The sequence below is a fragment of the Flavobacterium fragile genome, from assembly GCF_023634865.1.
Taxonomy (GTDB): domain Bacteria; phylum Bacteroidota; class Bacteroidia; order Flavobacteriales; family Flavobacteriaceae; genus Flavobacterium; species Flavobacterium fragile.
On sequence record NZ_JAMLJN010000001.1, the window covers coordinates 470448 to 490975 of the forward strand.

A 20528-nucleotide genomic window follows, 5' to 3' on the forward strand; every position below is an offset into this window, starting at 1 on the left:
ATCCTTTCTTTATATCAATATTTGTGCGATTACTTCGCAATATTTACTGCTCTAGTTTCACGAATAACAGTAATTTTCACTTGACCTGGGTACGTCATTTCAGTTTGAATTTTTTGTGAGATATCAAAAGAAAGATTAGCAGCAGCTTCATCAGATACTTTTTCACTTTCTACAATCACACGTAATTCTCTACCTGCTTGAATTGCATAGGCGTTTTTCACTCCATTGAATCCAAAAGCAATATCTTCTAAGTCTTTCAAACGTTGGATGTAAGAATCTAAAACTTGTCTTCTTGCTCCAGGACGTGCTCCGGAAATAGCATCACAAACTTGGATGATTGGCGAAATCAAGGATTTCATTTCAATTTCGTCGTGGTGCGCCCCAATAGCATTACAAACTTCTTCTTTTTCACCATATTTTTCAGCCCATTGCATACCTAAAATAGCGTGAGGTAATTCACTCTCAGTATCTGGAACTTTTCCAATATCGTGTAGTAAACCAGCTCTTTTTGCTAATTTAACGTTTAATCCTAATTCAGCGGCCATGATACCACATAACTTAGCTACTTCTCTTGAGTGTTGTAGTAAGTTTTGTCCGTAAGACGAACGATATTTCATTCTACCTACCACTTTAATCAATTCTGGGTGTAATCCGTGGATTCCTAAATCAATTACAGTGCGTTTACCAGTTTCAATGATTTCTTCATCAATTTGTTTAGCTGTTTTAGCTACAACTTCTTCAATGCGAGCAGGGTGAATACGCCCGTCAGTTACTAATTTGTGTAATGCCAAACGAGCGATTTCTCTTCTTACAGGATCAAAACAAGATAAGATGATAGCTTCAGGCGTGTCGTCTACAATAATTTCAACACCTGTTGCAGCTTCTAAGGCTCTAATGTTACGACCTTCACGTCCGATGATTCTACCTTTCACATCGTCCGATTCAATGTTAAAAACAGATACACAATTTTCAACTGCTTCTTCCGTACCCACTCTTTGAATGGTATTGATGATAATCTTTTTAGCTTCTTGTTGAGCTGTCATTTTAGCTTCTTCAACAGTGTCTTGAATAAAAGACATGGCTGTAGTTTTCGCTTCTGCTTTTAAACTTTCAACTAATTGGTTTTTAGCTTCTTCTGCCGATAAGCCAGAAATAGTTTCAAGTTGCTCCACTTGGCTTTTGTGTAACTTGTCTATTTCTTGTTGTTTTTTGTCTAAATACTCAATTTTAGCATTGTAATCAGCAATTTTAGCTTCTGCTTCATCAGCTGCTTTTTTGGCTCTTGCCAATTCGTTTGAAACCTGTGATTCTTTATCGCGAGTTCTTTTTTCGGCTTCTGCCATTTTTTTGTCACGAGCTAGAATTACTTGTTCATGCTCAGCTTTTAATTCTAAAAACTTTTCTTTAGCTTGTAGAATCTTATCTTTTTTAGCGGCTTCCGCTTCAGTTTTAGCGTCTTTTAAAATCGAAGCTGCTTCTTTTTTTGCGTTTTTGATTAGGTTTGAAACATTGCTTTTTTCTAAGAATTTAGCAATTCCAAAACCTCCTGCAATACCGACAACAATTCCAATTATTATACTTACTATATCCATATGTGTGTTAAAAAAATTATATAAAAAAAGCCTACATTAGGTGTTTGTATAAACTCTGTTATACAAGATTTGAGCTAACTTGCAGTTCAAACTTCCCACTAAAGGGCCTGTTATAGTTGCAAAGATTTACTCGTTTAATTTGTTAGTGTTGAGTTTATCAAATATATACTAATGTAGGCAGTATCTTTGTTTTATTTGTAAGAACGTATTTATTTTGAGAGTAACTCACTCAGTTTTTTATCCAAATTTTGCAATCTGGTAATGCTGATTTCATTATTATTAGAGTTATTGATTTCTTTTTGTTCTACCTGAGCTGCAAATTGTAATGCACACATCGCTAGTACGTCTTGCTTGTCCCTTACCGCATAGTTTTGTTCAAACTGTTTTATCATAGCATCGATTTTTTTTGAAGCACTTCTAAGTCCTTCTTCTTGTGATGGTTCCACAGTTAAGGGATACACACGATCTGCTATTGATATTTTAATTTTCAGTTTTTCACTCATGTGATTTCTAATCCGAAAGTTGGGCTATGCAATAATCAATTTCTCTGATTAATGAATTTATTTTGAGTTTTGTTTCTCGTTTATTTTCTTCACTGCCTAGTAATGAATTTACCATTTTAAGAGTATCTATTTGATTCTTTAGTGATTGTATTTCACTATTTTGCTCTTGTTGATTTTTTTTAGAAAGCAACAATTCTTCTTGCAACTCTAGGTTCTTTTTTTCTAATTGCATCACTTTCTGATTCAATTTGAAAAATTTAACTTCGAGAGAATCAATTAATTCAGATAATCCATTCATCAACGATAGAATTCATTTCAATATTCTACAAAGTTAGTATTAGTATTGATAAATAGCAATAGTTTTTTTTAAATTTTATGAATAAATTTTAATTTTTTATAACTAATTGATTGTTATTTATTTAATTCTTGCCTTGTTTTTGTTTGCTTCTAATACAATTATTTTTATTATTTTAGCATTAAACACAAGCACTATGAAATTTGTATTAGCCTTTTTATTTGCCCCATTTTTAATTTTTAGTCAAGATTATCCTCAAGATTTTTTTCAATCACCTTTAGATATTCCCTTAGATATTTCGGGTTCATTTGGTGAACTTCGAAGTAATCATTTTCATTCAGGTCTCGATTTTAAAACAAAAGGTAAAGAAGGTTTACCTGTTTATGCTTCGGGTGATGGGTATATTTCTAGAATAAAAATTTCAACCTTTGGATACGGAAAAGCTATTTACATTACACATCCTAATGGTTTTACTACCGTATATGGACATTTGCAAAAAGCCAATGGTGCTATCGAGGCATTTATAAAATCAAAACAATACCAAGAGCAATCTTTTGAAGTTGAAATGTACTTGTACCCCACAGAACTACCTATTAAAAAAGGGGATATTATTGGTTTTACTGGAAATACTGGTGGAAGTGGAGGCCCTCATCTTCATTTTGAGTTTAGAAATACAAAGTCAGAAGAGATTTTGAATCCGTTACATTTTGGTTTCAAGAACATTATTTCCGACGATAGAAAGCCGATAATACAAGGTATTGTAGCTTATCCGTTAGATTCTACTGTTGTGAACAACTCTCAAAAACCAATTAATATTTCGTTTTCTAAACAGTCTGACGGTAGTTATTTAGGGGTAAAAGTAAAAGCAAATGGGAGGATAGCTTTCGGAATTAATGCTTTTGATTTTTGTACCAACCCTTATAATAAAAACGGACTTTACAAGGTGAAGGCTTATTTGAATGGTGTTCTGCAATATCAGTATGGTTTTGATAGCTTTGCCTTCGACGAGACGCGTTACATTAATAATTTTATCGATTATGAACGCCTTCATCTTATGGGGCAGCGAGTTCAAAAATTATTTCAACTCACGAATTATCCTTTGTCTATTGTGGCGGGGAATAAGAAAGATGGAACCATAAAAGTGCAACCTGGTACTAATTATTCTTATCGCGTTGAAATATATGATTTTCATGATAATCGTGTTGATTTGATTATTCCGATAGCTTTTTCAAATGATGTTCCTACGATTAAAAATGAAGTAAAGAAAACACCTTATCTAGTGAAAGCTAAAAATGAATCCATTTTTCAGAAAGATAATATATCAGTGCAAATTCCTGAAAACGCATTTTACCATGATTTTTATCTGAATTTTGATATAAATGAAAACATTTTATCGCTTCATGATGACAGTGTGCCTGTACACAAAAACATCACCATTACTTTTGAGAATGTACAAGGACTGTCAGAAGAACAATTGGCTAAAACCTATATTGCAACTTTGGATGGATACAAATTGGATTATAACAAAACGTATAGAAAAGGGAATAACTTTTCTTTAAAAACTCGAACTTTAGGAAAATTTAAATTGGCACAAGATACCGTGCCACCAAGAATTTACAACGTAAATTTTATCGAAGGTAGTACCATAAAAGATCAAAAAACGATTAGTGTTTCTGTAGCTGATTTGCATTCTGAAATAGCTTCTTACCGTGCCTATTTAAACGGAAAATGGATATTGATGGAGTATGACTACAAAACAAACAAGTTAGTTCATAATCTAGAGGATAACCTTTGGATTTCAGGAAGAAACGATTTCAAGTTGGTTGTTACAGATAATTTACAAAATTCCACTACCTTTGAATCTCACTTTTACAGATAATTAATACGCAATCTCTTGAAAAATATTTTTTTTGCATTTCTATTGGTCCTTTTTTCTTTAACTATTTCAGCACAAAAAGCTCGTGTTAAGGGAGTGATTTTAGATGAATTTAATAATCCTGTCGAAAATGTAGTGGTACAAGCAGGTGAGAAAAACACAACATCAAACACTAACGGATTTTACATTTTAGAGATAGAGGCTAATAAAAAAATAAATCTTGTTTTTTCTCACGTTTCATTAAAAAAGAAAACAATTAGTTTGACGTTAAAACCAAACGAGGATTATGAATTAAATCCTCAAATGAGTTCAAAAATTGAAGAGTTAGGAGAGATTTTAATTGATGCCAATAGTAAAAAACGCGTGGAAGGAGTCACCACTATTGACCCAGTGGTTGTGAGAAAAATTCCAGGTGCTAATGCCGGAATTGAAAATATTATCAAAACGCTTCCAGGTGTTTATTCTAATAACGAATTAAGTACATCGTATGCGGTTCGAGGAGGAAATTACGATGAAAATTTAGTTTATGTAAATGAAATTGAAGTATATCGTCCGTTTTTAGTTCGTTCCGGACAACAAGAAGGATTGAGCTTTACCAATACTGATATGGTTCAGAATGTAGATTTCTCAGCAGGAGGTTTTCAATCAAAATATGGCGATAAATTATCATCGGTTTTAGATATTACCTACCGAAATCCAAAACGTTTTGGTGCAAGTTTAGAAACTAGTTTTTTAGGTGGAAGTCTAACCTTGGAAGGCGTTTCTAAAAACCAAAAATGGAGCAATATTACAGGTGTTCGTTATCGTGACAATAGTTTACTTGTGAATAGTCAAGAGACCGAAACTAACTTTAGACCTACTTTTTTTGATGTGCAATCTTTACTGAATTTCAATGCTTCAACCAAATGGAATTTCAGTTTCTTAGGAAATATTTCGCAAAACAGATACAATTATCAACCCTTAACGCGTCAAACCAATTTTGGAACTATTGATGAGCCAATTGCTTTATTGGTTTTTTATGAAGGGCAAGAAAAAGACAAATACCTTACCTTTTTTGGTGCTGGAAAAGCCGTTTATCAATACAATGAAAACAATAAATTGAAATTCATCCTATCAGGATATCATACGCAAGAGCAAGAATATTATGATATTTTAGCTCAGTATCGTTTAGGTGAAGTAGATGCTAATATCGGCTCGGAAACATTTGGTGATGTTGTTTATTCAAGAGGTGTGGGTTCACAATTAAATCACGCCCGAAATGATTTAGATGCTTTAATTGCTAATGCAGAAGTGAAAGGATTTCATGATTTGAATGAAAAATCACAAATTGAGTGGGGGGCTAAATTTACTTTAGAAGATATTAGAGATCGTTTAGTTGAATGGGAAGTGATAGATTCTGCAGGGTTCTCATTGCCAAATCCAATTTTAGATTATCAAAACGACCAACCTTACCATCCTTACGTAGGTCCTTTAGCGCCTTATAAAAATATTAGAGCAACAAATTTCACTAGAATCAATAGACTTTCGGGGTATGTACAATGGAATTATCGTGGCAAAATAGGAATGCATGATTATTGGTTAAATGCTGGAGTACGTTCACACCAATGGCAAGTTACAGCTGATGGTAGACCAAATGGTGATAGCCAAATTACATTTTCACCAAGGGCGCAATTTGCCTTTAAACCCGATTGGAATAAAGATATATTATTTCGTCTATCGGGAGGACTATATCATCAGCCGCCCTTTTACAGGGAACTTCGAGATTATGATGGAGTAGTGCAAACCAATGTGAAAGCACAACAATCGATTCATGTAGTTTTAAGCAGTGATTATAGCTTTAAAATGTGGAATCGTCCTTTTAAACTAGTTTCAGAAGCCTATTACAAAAATATTTCGGATGTTAACACGTATACTGTGGATAATGTTCGTATTCGCTATAGAGCCAATAATAATGCGGAAGCATATGCTTATGGATTAGATGCTCGATTAAACGGAGAATTTGTGCCAGGAACAGAATCTTGGTTTAGTTTTGGCTACTTAAAAACAGAAGAAAATCAAGATGGAAAAGGTTTTATTGCGCGTCCAACCGATCAACGATTGAAATTTGGCATTTTGTTTCAAGATTATATGCCTAATATTCCGAATTTGAAATTGTATTTAAATTTGGTTTACAATACAGGTTTGCCAGGAGGAGCTCCTTCCTATACTGAAGATGCTTATGCTTATCAAATGAGATTGAACGATTATCGTCGTGCAGATGTGGGATTTTTGTATGTGTTTAAAGATGCTGGAATTAAATCATCCAAAAAATGGTTGAAATCGTTTAATGAATTTTCATTGGGATTAGAAATTTTCAATTTGTTCAACAATCAAAATGCCATTACAAATACTTGGGTTCGCGATGTGTACACGAAATCACAATACGGAATTCCTAACTACATGACCACACGTGTTTTCAATATCAAATTAGTTGCTCGATTGTAAGCCAATAATTATTTTAGTATATTTGACTATAAAATTCAAACAGATGAAGCGTATTCTTTTCACTTTTAGCTTGGTTGCAACTTTAATGAGTTGTAAAGAAGAAACGGAAACTCCAAAAGTTATCTACGAAGAAGGAAAAACTAAGGTAGAAGCAGAAACGAGAGATACGTCATCTATCAAGGTGGCTGATTTGCCAATTTTCATGGAAGGAACCAAGTATTTGATTCATCCTATTGGTGATGTTCGTGTCTATGACTCGAATAGTAAAGTGTATGGAAGCAGCAAAACCAACCAAGTAAGCTATGCGATTTCCAATTATAACCGATTTGAAATTACAGGTTACTTCGATAATTTGAATTTTCAACACATTGATTCTATGAATGTAAAACCATTAACCGATAAGAAAATCCAAATTCAAACGGCTACTTTTTTAGACGGAATTGCCGCTAAAACGAAAAAGCAAATTATCGTTTATACTTTAGTGGATTCCGATACTAACAAAGATGGAAAAATCAATCAAAATGATATTCGTTCGTTGTATTTGAGCACCATTAGTGGTGACAACTTTACTAAACTTTCAGAAGAGTTTCAGGAATTAATTGATTGGAATATTATTGAAGCTCAAAACCGTTTGTACTTTAGATGTATTGAAGATATCAACAAAAATGGCGCTTTTGATAAAAATGATAAAGTACATTACCACTTTGTAAACTTGTTAGCTGACGAGTGGAAAGTGGAAGTTTATACTCCGAATTAGTTTAAGTAATTAAAAAAATCCGTTTCATCTGCGTTGCTACTCTAAATCAAAATATCACTCTCTAGATCCGATTTTTCGATTTCAAAATCAAATCCCAATTGCGAAACCAGTTGTATGACCAAATTCTTATACCAGTTTTCACTTTTAGGATGAATGTAAATTTTTTCTATAAGTTGATTTAAGTTCACATCAACTTTTAAACCGTTATCGATTTTCATTCCATTAGCTGAAACGTCCGAAATAATGCGAATTTCTCTTTCGTATTGAAAACTTTTTCGTTTAAACAAAAACGGGAAAAACGTATCTTCAAACGGAATAAATTCTTTTTTGTAATCGATATAATTAACGGCACCAATATATTGTTCGGTTTGCCTTTCAGGTTGTAAGGCTTCTTTTAGTCTGCCAATAGTTGTTTGAATCGCTAAACCTTCGGTGTTTTGAGTGAAAATTTGCCACATGGCGAAGGATTCGTACTCGTTAATATGCCAACTACTAATCACTACTTTTTCTCGATGTGATTTGTAGTAATCCAAAAACTTTGGATTGTTAGCTGCAATTTTTTTGATTTCTTCAAAAGTGGGTTCTGAAAATGTGCCTTCATATTGGTCTTCAAACTTATCTGAACGCGACATAAACAATTGACGCGATAGTAACATGTCTAAGAACTTAGACAAGTCCAAATACTTCCAAACAATGGTGTCATTGTCATCGGGTAAAGTGATATTGGGATGGTTTATGTACATTTTTCAAGTTCAATTAAAAGTTCAATTACACGTTCAAAATTCAAGTTTTGGAACACAGATTTAAGAAATTTACATAATCTAAAAAATCTTGAAATGAGATTAATTTATTTTAGATAAACTCTTAACTTCCATCTCCCAACTCTTTACTTTTATTCAAAACTCTGCATCATCACTAACTTCGAATACGTTCCGTTTAAAGCTAATAATTCGTCGTGTGTTCCTTGTTCTACGATTTCACCTTTTTGCATTACAACAATTTTATCTGCTTTTTGAATCGTAGATAAACGGTGCGCAATAACAATTGATGTTCGGTTTTGCATCATATTTTCTAAAGCCACTTGAACGAATTTTTCGCTTTCCGTATCTAAAGCAGAAGTTGCTTCATCCAAAATCATGATTGGTGGATTTTTCAAAACCGCTCTCGCAATCGATAAACGTTGTTTTTGTCCGCCCGAAAGTTTTCCACCTGCATCACCAATATTGGTTTCAATTCCGTTAGGTAAGTCTTTTACGAATTCGTAAGCATTAGCCACTTTTAAAGCAGCAATAATTTCTTCATCGGTTGCATCTTCTTTCCCTAAACGAATATTATTTTTAATCGTATCGTTAAATAAAATCGAATCTTGAGTAACCAATCCCATTAGATCACGAAGTGATTCTAATGTCATGTCTTTAATGTCGATTCCGTCGATTTTTACGGTTCCTTCTTGTACATCATAAAAACGAGTCAATAAATTAGCAATCGTACTTTTTCCAGAACCAGATTGTCCAACTAATGCTATCATTTTTCCTTTAGGAATTTCCAAAGAGAAGTTTTTCAAAACGTTTTCTTCAGCGTACCCAAAGTTGATATTTTCGATACTGATTTTTTCGTTAAAGGAATTTTTTACTATGGCATTTGGTTTGTTGGTAATGGTGTTTTCAACTTCTAGCACTTCAAATACACGTTCGGCAGCCGCTAATCCATTTTTAACAGCATAAGAAGCTTTAGAAATGGCTTTAGCAGGTGTTAAAATATTATAAGCTAATCCAATGTAGGTGATAAAATTTGAACCTTTTAAAGAACCTTCAACTAAAACTAGGTTACCTCCATATACTAATAACACTCCGATAACTAAAATTCCCATAAATTCACTCATAGGTGAAGCTAAATTGTTTTTCTTACTAATAGAAATGGTTAGTTTATACAAACGATTGATAGAATCATTGAATGTTTTAGCAAAAATATTTTCTGCATTGTAGCTTTTGACTACCTTCAAACCACTTAAGCTTTCCTCTACTATCGAAATTAAATAGCCATTTTCTTGTTGGGCCCTGCTAGATTGTGATTTTAGACTTTTACCAATTTTTGAAATAATAAATCCAGAAATTGGTATAAAAACAAACACGAAAACAGTTAATTTCCAACTAATCGATATCATAGCAATCAATGAAAATACAATAGTTAGTGGTTCTTTAACAATGAGTTCCAAAACCATAAAAAATGAATTCTGAACTTCGTTTACATCACCCAGCATTCTTGCCATTACATCCCCTTTTCTTTTTTCAGAATAATAGGAAACAGGTAATGAAACAATTTTGTTGAACATCTTGTCACGTAAATCACGTAGTACTCCTGTCTTGACTTTGGTTAAATGCTGTAATGCTAAGTAGTTTGACAGATTTTTAAATAAAAAAGTTACTAATACTAAAGCTACCGTAAGCATTAATCCGTATTGAATACCATAATCTTTAGAATATTGATTGACATAATAGGCAATATATTCTTGCCAATTTCCTAATGCATTTATGATTCCATCGTAAATTGGTAGTTCAACTTCTTCTGTTTTTCTTTCATCAAATAAAACAGAAAGAACAGGCATGATAAATACCATTCCTAGTGTTCCAAATAAAGCATACAAAATGTTGAAGGAGATGTTACCCGCCACATTGTATTTGTACTTTTTAGCAAAAGGAATAAGTTTTTTTAAATTTTCGTCCATTTAGTTTAGTTTCATTGCCGAAATAATTCCTGCAATTTTATTATCTAGTTCTTTTTCTACTGATTTTGCGTTTTCAATTGAGTTTAAAACCCCATTTACGCTGAAATAGAATTTAATTTTAGGTTCGGTACCACTTGGTCTTGCACAGATTTTACTTCCGTCTTCCAAATAGTAAATTAATACGTTTGATTTTGGAATATGAATTTCAAATTCTTCATTGTTCATGAAGTCTTTTCCTTTAGAAGCTTGGTAATCTTCTATACAAATTACACGTTGTCCGTTGATTTCTTTCATTGGATTTTCGCGTAAATCAATCATCATTTGTTTGATTTCATTTGCGCCCTCAATTCCTTTTTTGGTAATCGAAATCAAATGTTCTTTGTAGAAGCCAAAATCAATATATAAATTCAATAATTCTTGATATAACGAACTTCCAGAAGCTTTAGCTTGTGCTGCAATTTCACTCACTAATAAGATAGCTGCAACCGCGTCTTTATCGCGAACCGCGTCGCCCACCATGAAACCAAAACTTTCTTCGCCACCACCAACAAATTTCTGATTTGGGAAATCTTTAATGAATTTCGCAATCCATTTGAAACCGGTTAATCCTACTTTACATTCTACATCATAAGCAGCTGCTAATTCCAACATCATGGGAGTGGAAACTATAGTTGAACCAATGAATTCATTTCCTTTGAATTTATCGGCGCGCTTCCATTGTTCTAATAAGAAAGCGGTCATGATAACCATGGTTTGGTTTCCGTTTAATAATTTGATTTTTCCATCTAAATCTCGAACCGCAACGCCTAAACGATCAGAATCTGGATCGGTTCCTACGACCATATCTGCACCAATTTTCTCTGCCAAAGCAATTGCCATAGACAACGCTTCTGGTTCTTCAGGATTTGGAGAAACTACGGTTGGAAAATCACCATTAGGTTCCGCTTGTTCAGGAACGATATTCACATCGGTATACCCTGATTTTGCCAAAACATTAGGAATCGCTTTAATCGAAGTTCCGTGTAAAGAAGTATAAACGATTTTTAAATTCGCTTTAGCTTCAACTGGCGTTTTAAAACTTGCATTTTCAATAGTTGATTTTGCGAAAGCTTCGTCTACTTCGGTATCGATATATTCAATTAAATCGTTATTCGCTTCGAATTTGATGTCGCTGTATTTTAAATCTTCGATTACTTTGATAATTTCAGCATCTTGAGGTGGAACTAATTGACCTCCATCTTGCCAATATACTTTGTATCCGTTGTATTCTGGCGGATTGTGAGAAGCGGTTAAAACAATTCCTGCATGACAATTCAAATAACGAACGGCAAATGATAATTCAGGAGTAGGGCGCATATCTGAAAATAAATACACTTTAATTCCGTTAGCCGAAAAAACATCAGCCACCACTTTAGCCAATGTGTTACTGTTATGGCGACAATCGTAAGCGATTGCCACTTTTAATTGTTCGTTTGGAAACGATTTGTGTAAATAATCAGATAAACCTTGTGTGTTTTTTCCAAGTGTATATTTGTTGATACGATTCGTTCCAACACCCATAACACCGCGCATTCCGCCGGTTCCAAACTCTAAATTTTTATAAAAACTTTCTTCTAACTCTTTTGGAGCAGAAGTCATCATTTCTTTGATGGCTTCTTGAGTTGCTTCGTCAAATGTTGGGGTTAACCACTCGTTTACTTTGTTTAAAATACTTTGTTCGATATGCATATTCTTATTTCTTTTTGAAGCCAATTTTGCTTCTTTCTTTTTGTTCTATATTTTTCTGATTGGTATCCATCAGATAATTCAAGGCTTTGTAGATTTCTGGAAATTGTTGTTCAATTTCTGAAACTCTATTTGTGATTTCTTCCAAAGACAAAATTGAATTTCTCAGCACTACAAAAGTTCTCATAATTGCAATGTTTACTTCAATTGCTTTTTTTGAATTTAATACAGAGGACAACATGGCAACACCTTGTTCTGTAAAAGCAAAAGGCATATATCTTGTTCCTCCGTAACTTGAGGTCGCAAATTGCGACCTCAAGTTGTCAAATTCCTCTTTTGTAAGTTCAAACATAAAATCTTCAGGAAATCTTTCGATATTCCTTCTGACAGCTTCTTTTAGTCTTTTTGTTTCAATTTGGTAAAGAAATGCCAAATCAAAATCTAACATTACTTTTTGATTTCTAATTACATAAATTTTGTTGTTGATAATCTCTAATTTTTGCATGGCGTGTATAATTTAAAAAGTTAATGATTCTGTTTTACTCTCAACTTTTACGTCCCAACTCCTCACTAATCTTATAACGTTCTTCGTTGTTTTTGGTTCTAAGGATAATTTCACCTAAAAATCCGGCTAAGAATAACTGGGTTCCAATAATCATTGCAGTTAATGATAGATAAAATTGTGGTCTTTCAGTAATTAATCTTCCAGAAGTATTGATGAACAATTTATCGATTCCTAAATAGAAAGCGAATAAAAATCCAATTACAAACATAATAGAACCTAATAATCCGAAAAGGTGCATGGGGCGTTTTCCGAAAGTTGATAGAAACCAAATTGTAATCAAATCTAAGAAGCCATTGATAAAACGGCTCATTCCGAATTTGGAACTTCCGTATTTTCGAGCTTGATGAATCACCACTTTTTCACCGATTTTTCCAAATCCAGCATTCTTAGCTAGAACCGGAATGTAACGGTGCATTTCACCTGAAACTTCGATATTTTTAATAACGATATTTTTGTAGGCTTTCAATCCACAATTGAAATCATTCAATTTTACGCCAGATGTTTTTCTTGCCGCCCAATTAAATAATTTTGATGGAATATTTTTCGCAACAACCGAATCGTAGCGTTTTTTCTTCCAACCTGAAATTAAATCATAATTATCTTCGGTAATTAAACGGAATAATTCTGGAATTTCATCGGGACTATCTTGTAAATCGGCATCCATGGTAATTACTACATCACCTTGAGCTTTTGCAAAACCAGCATGTAAGGCTTGTGATTTTCCATAATTTCTAAGAAAACGAATTCCTATTACATTCGGATTTTCGTGCGATAATTTTTCAATAACATTCCAAGAAGCATCTGTACTACCATCATCAATAAAAAGGATTTCATAGGAATAGTTGTGCGTTTGCATCACTTTCACAATCCAATTGTGCAATTCAGGTAACGACTCTTGTTCGTTTAATAATGGGATAACTATGGATAAATTCATTGATTTAGAATACGGGTTGATTTTTTTTGAAGATAGCTGCTAAAATTAAATTCATAATTGAAGAAACTAAAAAAGCAATTAAAGTTCCTTGTGCTATATTCAGAATAGAAAAATTATTAGTTTCTGCAATTTTTTTTAAGTCTTCATTACTAACTTTTGTAAAACTTTTCATTGCATTTTGAGCAAGTATTTGTTGTTCATTCATAAATTTATTCAACAATTCTCCATAAGCAGCATCTATAAAGTTATTGAATAGAAAAGTGAACGACTGCGATATTAATATTCCAATTAATATGGTAATGGTTAGAGTAGTAAATAGTTCTTTAAGTGAAATAAAACCATTGAACTCTTTCTTGGTTTTGTTGCATTGAATAATTCTAACAACAAGATAAGCCATCCAAAAAATAAATTGAAGTACAGAATTAAGGATAGCATTTTCCTTAGAAATTCCTCCCATCGCATAAACGATCATTTGGGATGTAATTCCTAAAATACCTAAGATGATACCAAAGTTAATTCCGTTTTTTTTGATAATTTCGTTCATAGTTTGTTTTGGTTTTAATAATTTACAAATATAAGAATTCTAATCGTTGTAGGGTAAGAGTTAAAAAATAAAAAAAAGTTTCAGAAACATTGGTAAATTGAAAATTAAATGTAATTTTGCACTCTCAAATAAAAAAGTTTATAAACCAAAAGGTTATATGTTGTTTACACCTTTACAGAATAAAGCCGCGAAACAAAGTATAATCGATTAATAAAAAGATTTACAAAATGAAAAAAGGTATTCACCCAGAAAATTACAGATTAGTAGCTTTCAAAGACATGTCAAATGAGGATGTATTTATTACAAAATCTACAGTAGAAACAAAAGAAACAATTGTTTACGAAGGAGTTGAATATCCTGTGTATAAAATGGAGATCTCTAGAACGTCTCACCCATTCTATACAGGTAAATCTAAACTTATTGATACTGCGGGTCGTATCGATAAATTCAACAGCAAATACGCTAAGAAAGCTAAATAATTTTTTGCTTTTTCAAAATAATAAAAAGCTTCACATTTTGTGGAGCTTTTTTTGTGGAATAAATTGTACTTTTGAATTTAAAATATAAAAACTTATCGTACAGACAAGTCATTGACTTGTCTCATTAAAATATAAAAATATGAACTATATACTTTTTGACGGAACTGTTCGCAATGCATTGCTTCCTTTCACTTTTACTCGTCCAGTAGCTGATATTCGTATCGGAATTTTAACGATTCGTGAAAAGTGGGAAAAATATTTAGGATATACTACTACAACGCTTACAGAAGAGTACTTGATGGAGAAATATCCTATGGTAGAAATGGAAGAAAACATTATGATTAACGCTTCGTTTTTACCCAATCCGATTTTAGTTGATATGGTTCAAAATCTGAATCCAAAAGAAGCCATTCTTTTTGGAGAAGAGATTATTGCTTTTCATACTTTAGATACCCAAGAAGATATTGATTTTGATGAGTATGAATTAATTGAATATGAAGGTGATGTATTAAGAATAGAAAATACTTGGGATATTTTTGCAAAGAATGATGTCGCAATTCGTGAAGATTTTGAGCTGTTAACTGAAGATCGTTATTCACAACCTATTCCAAAAAGCGTTAATGTAATTGCTCCAGAAAACATCTTTATAGAAGTAGGAGCTAAATTAGAATTTGTTACTTTAAATGCTTCAACGGGTCCAATCTACATCGGAAAAAATGCTGAAATCATGGAAGGTTCGGTGATTCGTGGACCATTTGCTTTGTGTGAAGAAGCACAAGTAAAATTAGGAACAAAAGTTTACGGAGCAACAACTATTGGACCACATTGTCGTATTGGTGGCGAAGTAAATAATTCGGTTTTATTTGGTTATTCTAATAAAGGTCATGATGGGTTTTTAGGAAATTCGGTTTTAGGAGAGTGGTGTAACATTGGTGCTGATTCGAATAATTCCAATTTAAAAAACAACTATGAAGAAGTACGTTTGTGGAGTTATGAAACGGAGGGTTTTGCAAGAACAGGTTTGCAATTTTGCGGTTTAATGATGGGAGATCATAGTAAATGTGGTATCAACACCATGTTCAACACAGGAACCGTGGTTGGAGTTTCAGCTAATATTTTTGGATCTGGATTTCCAAGAAATTTTGTGCCAAGTTTTTCTTGGGGCGGGGCTTCTGGATTTACTACTTATATAACTAAAAAAGCTTTTGAAACCGCTAAAATTGTAATGAGTCGCCGTCATGTTGTATTTACGGATCAAGACGCTAAAATTTTAGAACACGTTTTTGAGGAGACTAAAAAATACAGAAAAGAGTAAGTTTAAAATAGAATTATAGTTTATTTGATTTTTTTTATTAAATTTATATAAACTATTAAATTAAATCAAATGAAAAAAATTACTCTCTTTTTATTGTTTGGGGTATCAACAATTGGTTTTACTCAAACGGCTATAACTTTGTCACAGAATACTAGTATGACAATAGTTACTCCAAGTACTGTGACATGTAACATAAATGGAGTTCCGACTGAAAATTATTTTTATAGATATTTTGATTTAACTGCGTTGGGTTATTCTCAGTTTGAAGTTAACAGAATAGATTTTGGAGTAGAAGAATATACCCCTGGTACGGGTTCATATTTCGTAGAAGTTCAGGTGTATTCGAATTCTGGAGGTGTTTTTCCAGCAGGTACATTGACACTTTTAGGTTCTCAAAGTGTTGAAATATTAAGTTCATATGTTGGAAATATCGTTCCAGTTACTCTTGCAACTCCTATAATGGTTTCAACACAACAAATGATTATTGCTTTAAAAATTAACAATGCACAAACCGATAGTGGTGGTAATGGGGCAGGTTTCTTTCCCGGAAGCAACGGCTTAGGACAATCGGCTCCTTCCTATATTTCAGCTTCAGCGTGCGGAATTTCCACTATTTCAGATATTGCTGCTATTGGATTTCCTAATGTTCATATTGTTTTGACAGCTACCGGAAATCCTACAGCATTGAGTAGTCAAGATTTTAATTTTGAAAATTCGATCAAATTATATCCTAATCCAGTTCAAGATTTGTTGACTATACAATCTGATGTCGCTACAATAGAATCTGTAACTATACTAGATGTTAACGGTAGAAGTATTATGAGTTCGAACTCAACTTTTATTGATGTTTCTCAATTACAAAGTGGTGTTTACCTAGTAAATATTAAATCTGGTGATGGTGTGTTGACAAAAAAATTCTTGAAAAATTAAATATTGATATAATCAAACGTGATAAACTCTTTCAAATCCTTGGAAGAGTTTATTTTTTGTATTCTAAATTAATACTTAACTTTGCAGTCTCAATTTTTTGACAACGATTTCATTAATTGAGATTTACTTATGGAAAACAAGAAAAAAGTCGCGTTCTATACTTTAGGATGCAAGTTAAACTTCTCAGAAACGTCTACAATTGCACGTGATTTTCAAAATGAAGGATTTGAACGTGTTGATTTTGAAGAAATTGCCGATATTTATGTAATCAATACTTGTTCGGTTACGGATAATGCGGATAAGCAATTTAAGCAGATTGTTAAAAAAGCAATGAAGCTAAACGACAAAGCATTTGTTGCCGCAGTCGGTTGTTATGCCCAATTAAAACCAGAGGAATTAGCCGCAGTTGATGGTGTTGATTTGGTTTTAGGCGCTACCGAAAAATTCAAGATTACCGATTATATTAATGACTTGTCGAAAAACGACATGGGTGAAGTACATTCCTGTGAAATCGAAGAGGCAGATTTCTATGTAGGAAGTTATTCAATTGGCGATAGAACACGCGCGTTTTTAAAAGTGCAAGATGGTTGTGATTATAAATGTACGTATTGTACGATTCCGTTAGCTCGTGGAATTTCTCGAAGTGATGCATTAGAAAATGTGTTGAAAAATGCCAAAGAAATTTCAGAACAAGGTATAAAAGAAATTGTTCTTACTGGTGTTAACATTGGCGATTATGGAAAAGGAGAATTCGGAAATAAAAAACACGAACATACTTTTCTTGATTTAGTAAAAGCTTTAGATGAAGTAGAAGGAATCGAGCGTTTGCGAATTTCTTCTATAGAACCTAATTTATTGAAAAACGAAACGATTGAATTCGTATCACAAAGTCGAACATTCGTTCCGCATTTTCACATTCCACTACAATCGGGTTCAAACGATATTTTGAAGAAAATGAAACGTCGTTATATGCGAGAATTATATTCGGATCGAGTAGCTAAGATTCGTGAAGTAATGCCTCATGCTTGTATTGGAGTTGATGTGATTGTTGGATTTCCAGGTGAAACAGATGATCATTTTTTAGAAACGTACCATTTTTTGAATGATTTAGATATTTCCTATTTACATGTTTTTACTTATTCGGAAAGAGATAATACTGAAGCGGTAGAAATGGATGGAGTAGTGCCAATGAACGTGCGTTCGAAAAGAAGTAAAATGTTACGCGGACTTTCGGTTAAGAAAAGAAGAGCGTTTTATGAAAGTCAAATTGGAACCAATAGAACCGTTTTATTCGAAAGCGAAAATAAAGAAGGCTACATTCACGGATTTACAGAAAATTACGTAAAAGTAAAAACACCTTGGAATCCAGAATTAGTCAATACATTACACGAAATTAATCTAACCAAGATTGACGAAGACGGAAGCGTAAGAATGGAATTTTTAAACGTAGAAGCATAAAAAATCCCGATTCATTCGGGATTTATTTTATGTTAATCTGAAATTATAATTTTATTCCCGGAGGTAACATTTCTTGATATTTTCTGTTTTTCCTGAAGAAGCTAACAAATTTGGAATGCGTTGGAACCACTTTTAATTTACGTTCTAGCGCAATTTCTAAAACCGATTTGATAAATTCGTTATGTAACTCCTCGTCTTCGTTATTATTGCTGCAAAATTTAGTCAAAAACAACTTGCGTTCTTGTATAGAATATTCAATAGCGACTAACCCCGAGTTGGTAATAATTTCAAATTGTCTTAAAAGTTCATTATCTTTGATTTCCATGATGCCTTTCAATTAGGGTGCAAATTTACGAAACTTTTTTAAAACAATGGTAATGAGTAAGATTCCAATTTATTTTATGCCAGGTTTGGCCGCAAGTCCAACAATTTTTGAAAACATACAATTACCAGAAGACCAATTTGAAATGCATTTTTTGGAATGGTTTTTGCCAAATGAAAAAGAAAGTATCGAAAGTTATGCCCATCGCATGATCGAGAAAATTCAGCATGAAAATCCTGTTTTAGTTGGGGTTTCTTTTGGTGGAGTTTTGGTTCAGGAAATCGCAAAGCAAATGAAAGTTCGTAAAGTGATTATCATTTCAAGTGTTAAATCGAATACTGAATTTCCTCAGCGTTTTAAAGTAGCAAAGGCAACAAAAGCGTATAAGTTAATTCCAACTCAACTTTTAGCGGATATTGAAAAATTGGTAAAATATGCTTTTGGAGATAATATTGTAGCCAAGCGATTAAAATTGTATGAAAAATATTTATCCGTTCGTGATAAGCATTATTTAGATTGGGCTATCGAAACCATTTTGTGTTGGAGCCAAAAAGAAGTAAATGAATCGGTTGTTCATATTCATGGTGATGCGGATGAGGTTTTTCCGATTAAAAACATTCAAAAATGTATTGTTGTAAAAGGCGGAACACACATTATGATTGTTAATAAGTTCAAATGGTTGAATGAAAACTTACCTAAATTAATTTTAAACGATTGAAAATGAGAAAGAATCTAAAGAAAATGCTAATTATAGGAATGGTTGCTCTTTTAGCAAGTTCCTTAATTTATGGAGTAGTTTCAGATGATACAAAATATTCGCCAATAGGTTATAGTCTGAAAATGGACTTTTCTGGTGAAGAAGTACCAACCTTTATGGCAGATGTTCAAGAACGTTTGGATAAAGAAATGATTACTAATATGAATTATCATACTAACACGACTTTGGTTATTAAACGTGCCAATAAAGTATTTCCAATAATCGAACCTATTTTAGCTAAATACGGTGTGCCTGATGATTTTAAGTATTTAGCGGTAATTGAAAGTAGTTTAGTGAATGCGGTTTCACCTGCTGGTGCTAGAGGAATTTGGCAATTTATGCCAGAGACAGCTAAGGAAAAAGGAATGGAAGTAAGTGATGAGGTTGATGAACGTTATCATTTAGAAAAATCAACGGAGGCAGCTTGTAAATATCTTTTAAAAGCCAAAGAAAAATTTGGTTCTTGGACATTAGCTGCGGCTTCTTATAATGGCGGAATGAATGGTATTTCAAAAAGATTAGAGGAGCAGCAAGTAGATAATTACTATGATTTACTATTAACTGAGGAAACATCTCGATATGTTTTTAGAATTCTAGCCTTAAAAGAAATTATGACACATGCTCATAAATATGGTTTTAGTATTCCAAAAGAAGCGTTGTATTATACAATTCCAACTAAAAAAATAGTAATTGATTCTTCGATTACTGATTTAGCAAAGTTTGCCAAAATTCAAGGCGTGAATTATAAGATTTTAAAAATTCACAATCCTTGGTTACGCGATAAAAAATTAACCAACACTACAGGAAAAAAATATGAAATCGAAATCCCAACTTCAGGATATAACAAATAATAAGCAACCAATGGATTTTCAAGTTATTTTATCTTTGATGGTAATAGGAATTCTAGCTGGAATCTTAAGTGGTTTGGTTGGAGTAGGTGGTGGTGTAGTAATGGTTCCCATGTTGGTGCTGTTATTAGGCTTTACCCAACATCAAGCACAAGGTACAAGTTTAGCGGTTTTAGTAGTGCCGGTAACTGCTGTTGCTGTTTATAATTACTATAAAGAAGGACATATCGATTGGAGGTATGCTGCGGTTATAGCTATGTTTTTTGTGGTAGGAGGTTATTTCGGTAGCAAAATAGCCATTGGTTTAGACCAAAAAGTACTAAAAAAAGTATTTGGGTTTATTCTTTTATTTATTGCAGGGAAAATGTTGATAGGCAAATAAAAAAAGCACCTTGTAAGATGCTTTTTTTATTATAAAA

Annotated in this window: 20 protein-coding genes; 10 read left to right on the forward strand and 10 right to left on the reverse strand. The window is 32.9% G+C overall.

The annotated features are described in order from the left end of the window. Positions 1-29: 29 nt before the first annotated feature. The 3 genes from rny to NAT47_RS02305 all read right to left on the reverse strand — a co-directional run bounded on the left by rny (position 30) and on the right by NAT47_RS02305 (position 2393). Entirely contained in the window at positions 30-1592 is a 1563-nt protein-coding gene (rny, locus tag NAT47_RS02295; RefSeq protein ID WP_250579865.1) for a ribonuclease Y, read from the reverse strand. A gap of 209 nt (positions 1593-1801) precedes the next feature. After that, positions 1802-2095, reverse strand: a complete 294-nt coding sequence (locus NAT47_RS02300) for a cell division protein ZapA (protein WP_250579867.1) — start codon at positions 2093-2095, stop codon at positions 1802-1804. Positions 2096-2102: 7 nt separating this feature from the next. Further along, positions 2103-2393, reverse strand: coding sequence for a hypothetical protein (locus tag NAT47_RS02305; RefSeq protein ID WP_250579869.1), 291 nt, complete (start codon positions 2391-2393; stop codon positions 2103-2105). Positions 2394-2586: 193 nt separating this feature from the next. Between NAT47_RS02305 and NAT47_RS02310 the strand changes: the two genes are divergently transcribed. The 3 genes from NAT47_RS02310 to NAT47_RS02320 are packed head-to-tail and all read left to right on the forward strand — an operon-like array spanning position 2587 to position 7507. Continuing rightward, complete coding sequence (locus tag NAT47_RS02310; RefSeq protein ID WP_250579871.1) at positions 2587-4269, forward strand: M23 family metallopeptidase; 1683 nt, start codon at positions 2587-2589, stop codon at positions 4267-4269. 15 nt (positions 4270-4284) lie between these two features. Further along, positions 4285-6750: a TonB-dependent receptor gene (locus NAT47_RS02315; RefSeq protein WP_250579873.1), complete on the forward strand. Its 2466-nt coding sequence runs from the start codon at positions 4285-4287 to the stop codon at positions 6748-6750. A gap of 43 nt (positions 6751-6793) precedes the next feature. After that, complete coding sequence (locus NAT47_RS02320) at positions 6794-7507, forward strand: hypothetical protein (RefSeq protein ID WP_250579875.1); 714 nt, start codon at positions 6794-6796, stop codon at positions 7505-7507. Between the two features lie 41 nt (positions 7508-7548). Here the strand turns inward: NAT47_RS02320 and NAT47_RS02325 are convergent, their stop codons facing one another. From NAT47_RS02325 to NAT47_RS02350, 6 genes are all read right to left on the reverse strand, one after another. Further along, a complete protein-coding gene (locus NAT47_RS02325; protein ID WP_250579877.1) occupies positions 7549-8250 on the reverse strand; it encodes a hypothetical protein in 702 nt (233 codons plus the stop codon). 149 nt (positions 8251-8399) lie between these two features. After that, positions 8400-10232: an ABC transporter ATP-binding protein gene (locus NAT47_RS02330; RefSeq protein WP_250579878.1), complete on the reverse strand. Its 1833-nt coding sequence runs from the start codon at positions 10230-10232 to the stop codon at positions 8400-8402. Next, entirely contained in the window at positions 10233-11960 is a 1728-nt protein-coding gene (locus tag NAT47_RS02335) for a phospho-sugar mutase (RefSeq protein WP_250579879.1), read from the reverse strand. Positions 11961-11964: 4 nt separating this feature from the next. Next, positions 11965-12462, reverse strand: coding sequence for an ORF6N domain-containing protein (locus tag NAT47_RS02340; RefSeq protein ID WP_250579880.1), 498 nt, complete (start codon positions 12460-12462; stop codon positions 11965-11967). Positions 12463-12502: 40 nt separating this feature from the next. Next, a complete protein-coding gene (locus tag NAT47_RS02345) occupies positions 12503-13456 on the reverse strand; it encodes a glycosyltransferase family 2 protein (RefSeq protein ID WP_250579881.1) in 954 nt (317 codons plus the stop codon). Positions 13457-13460: 4 nt separating this feature from the next. Then, the gene (locus tag NAT47_RS02350) at positions 13461-14000 is read right to left on the reverse strand and encodes a DUF4199 domain-containing protein (protein ID WP_250579882.1); all 540 of its coding nucleotides are present in this window, start codon (positions 13998-14000) and stop codon (positions 13461-13463) included. A 227-nt stretch (positions 14001-14227) separates the two neighbouring features. Between NAT47_RS02350 and NAT47_RS02355 the strand changes: the two genes are divergently transcribed. From NAT47_RS02355 to mtaB, 4 genes are all read left to right on the forward strand, one after another. Further along, positions 14228-14479, forward strand: coding sequence for a type B 50S ribosomal protein L31 (locus tag NAT47_RS02355; protein ID WP_250579883.1), 252 nt, complete (start codon positions 14228-14230; stop codon positions 14477-14479). A gap of 139 nt (positions 14480-14618) precedes the next feature. After that, complete coding sequence (locus NAT47_RS02360) at positions 14619-15794, forward strand: GlmU family protein (RefSeq protein ID WP_250579884.1); 1176 nt, start codon at positions 14619-14621, stop codon at positions 15792-15794. Positions 15795-15863: 69 nt separating this feature from the next. Beyond that, the gene (locus tag NAT47_RS02365; RefSeq protein WP_250579885.1) at positions 15864-16724 is read left to right on the forward strand and encodes a T9SS type A sorting domain-containing protein; all 861 of its coding nucleotides are present in this window, start codon (positions 15864-15866) and stop codon (positions 16722-16724) included. Positions 16725-16853: 129 nt separating this feature from the next. Then, a complete protein-coding gene (gene mtaB / locus NAT47_RS02370; protein ID WP_250579886.1) occupies positions 16854-18182 on the forward strand; it encodes a tRNA (N(6)-L-threonylcarbamoyladenosine(37)-C(2))-methylthiotransferase MtaB in 1329 nt (442 codons plus the stop codon). Between the two features lie 43 nt (positions 18183-18225). On the opposite strand, the gene NAT47_RS02375 is transcribed toward mtaB, so the two are convergent. Then, positions 18226-18507 carry a GNAT family N-acetyltransferase gene (locus tag NAT47_RS02375; protein ID WP_250579887.1) on the reverse strand — a complete coding sequence of 94 codons (282 nt, stop codon included), beginning with the start codon at positions 18505-18507 and terminating at the stop codon, positions 18226-18228. Between the two features lie 52 nt (positions 18508-18559). Here NAT47_RS02375 and NAT47_RS02380 point away from each other — a divergent pair, with 52 nt between their 5' ends. From NAT47_RS02380 to NAT47_RS02390, 3 genes are read left to right on the forward strand one after another with little or no spacing between them, the layout of a single operon-like run. Next, a complete protein-coding gene (locus NAT47_RS02380) occupies positions 18560-19222 on the forward strand; it encodes a YqiA/YcfP family alpha/beta fold hydrolase (protein WP_250579888.1) in 663 nt (220 codons plus the stop codon). A 2-nt stretch (positions 19223-19224) separates the two neighbouring features. Further along, positions 19225-20112, forward strand: a complete 888-nt coding sequence (locus tag NAT47_RS02385) for a lytic transglycosylase domain-containing protein (RefSeq protein ID WP_250579889.1) — start codon at positions 19225-19227, stop codon at positions 20110-20112. 10 nt (positions 20113-20122) lie between these two features. Continuing rightward, entirely contained in the window at positions 20123-20491 is a 369-nt protein-coding gene (locus NAT47_RS02390) for a sulfite exporter TauE/SafE family protein (protein ID WP_250579891.1), read from the forward strand. Positions 20492-20528: the final 37 nt, after the last annotated feature.

What these genes read in the sequence shown, in the direction of transcription:
- mtaB (WP_250579886.1), top strand. Translation starts at nt 16,854, where the DNA reads ATGGAAAACAAGAAAAAAGTCGCGTTCTATACTTTAGGATGCAAGTTA.
- NAT47_RS02365 (WP_250579885.1), top strand. Translation starts at nt 15,864, where the DNA reads ATGAAAAAAATTACTCTCTTTTTATTGTTTGGGGTATCAACAATTGGT.
- NAT47_RS02345 (WP_250579881.1), bottom strand. Translation starts at nt 13,456, where the DNA reads ATGAATTTATCCATAGTTATCCCATTATTAAACGAACAAGAGTCGTTA.
- NAT47_RS02360 (WP_250579884.1), top strand. Translation starts at nt 14,619, where the DNA reads ATGAACTATATACTTTTTGACGGAACTGTTCGCAATGCATTGCTTCCT.
- NAT47_RS02350 (WP_250579882.1), bottom strand. Translation starts at nt 14,000, where the DNA reads ATGAACGAAATTATCAAAAAAAACGGAATTAACTTTGGTATCATCTTA.
- NAT47_RS02335 (WP_250579879.1), bottom strand. Translation starts at nt 11,960, where the DNA reads ATGCATATCGAACAAAGTATTTTAAACAAAGTAAACGAGTGGTTAACC.
- NAT47_RS02325 (WP_250579877.1), bottom strand. Translation starts at nt 8,250, where the DNA reads ATGTACATAAACCATCCCAATATCACTTTACCCGATGACAATGACACC.
- NAT47_RS02385 (WP_250579889.1), top strand. Translation starts at nt 19,225, where the DNA reads ATGAGAAAGAATCTAAAGAAAATGCTAATTATAGGAATGGTTGCTCTT.
- NAT47_RS02305 (WP_250579869.1), bottom strand. Translation starts at nt 2,393, where the DNA reads ATGAATGGATTATCTGAATTAATTGATTCTCTCGAAGTTAAATTTTTC.
- NAT47_RS02390 (WP_250579891.1), top strand. Translation starts at nt 20,123, where the DNA reads ATGGATTTTCAAGTTATTTTATCTTTGATGGTAATAGGAATTCTAGCT.
- NAT47_RS02340 (WP_250579880.1), bottom strand. Translation starts at nt 12,462, where the DNA reads ATGCAAAAATTAGAGATTATCAACAACAAAATTTATGTAATTAGAAAT.
- rny (WP_250579865.1), bottom strand. Translation starts at nt 1,592, where the DNA reads ATGGATATAGTAAGTATAATAATTGGAATTGTTGTCGGTATTGCAGGA.
- NAT47_RS02375 (WP_250579887.1), bottom strand. Translation starts at nt 18,507, where the DNA reads ATGGAAATCAAAGATAATGAACTTTTAAGACAATTTGAAATTATTACC.
- NAT47_RS02300 (WP_250579867.1), bottom strand. Translation starts at nt 2,095, where the DNA reads ATGAGTGAAAAACTGAAAATTAAAATATCAATAGCAGATCGTGTGTAT.
- NAT47_RS02330 (WP_250579878.1), bottom strand. Translation starts at nt 10,232, where the DNA reads ATGGACGAAAATTTAAAAAAACTTATTCCTTTTGCTAAAAAGTACAAA.
- NAT47_RS02380 (WP_250579888.1), top strand. Translation starts at nt 18,560, where the DNA reads ATGAGTAAGATTCCAATTTATTTTATGCCAGGTTTGGCCGCAAGTCCA.
- NAT47_RS02355 (WP_250579883.1), top strand. Translation starts at nt 14,228, where the DNA reads ATGAAAAAAGGTATTCACCCAGAAAATTACAGATTAGTAGCTTTCAAA.
- NAT47_RS02310 (WP_250579871.1), top strand. Translation starts at nt 2,587, where the DNA reads ATGAAATTTGTATTAGCCTTTTTATTTGCCCCATTTTTAATTTTTAGT.
- NAT47_RS02320 (WP_250579875.1), top strand. Translation starts at nt 6,794, where the DNA reads ATGAAGCGTATTCTTTTCACTTTTAGCTTGGTTGCAACTTTAATGAGT.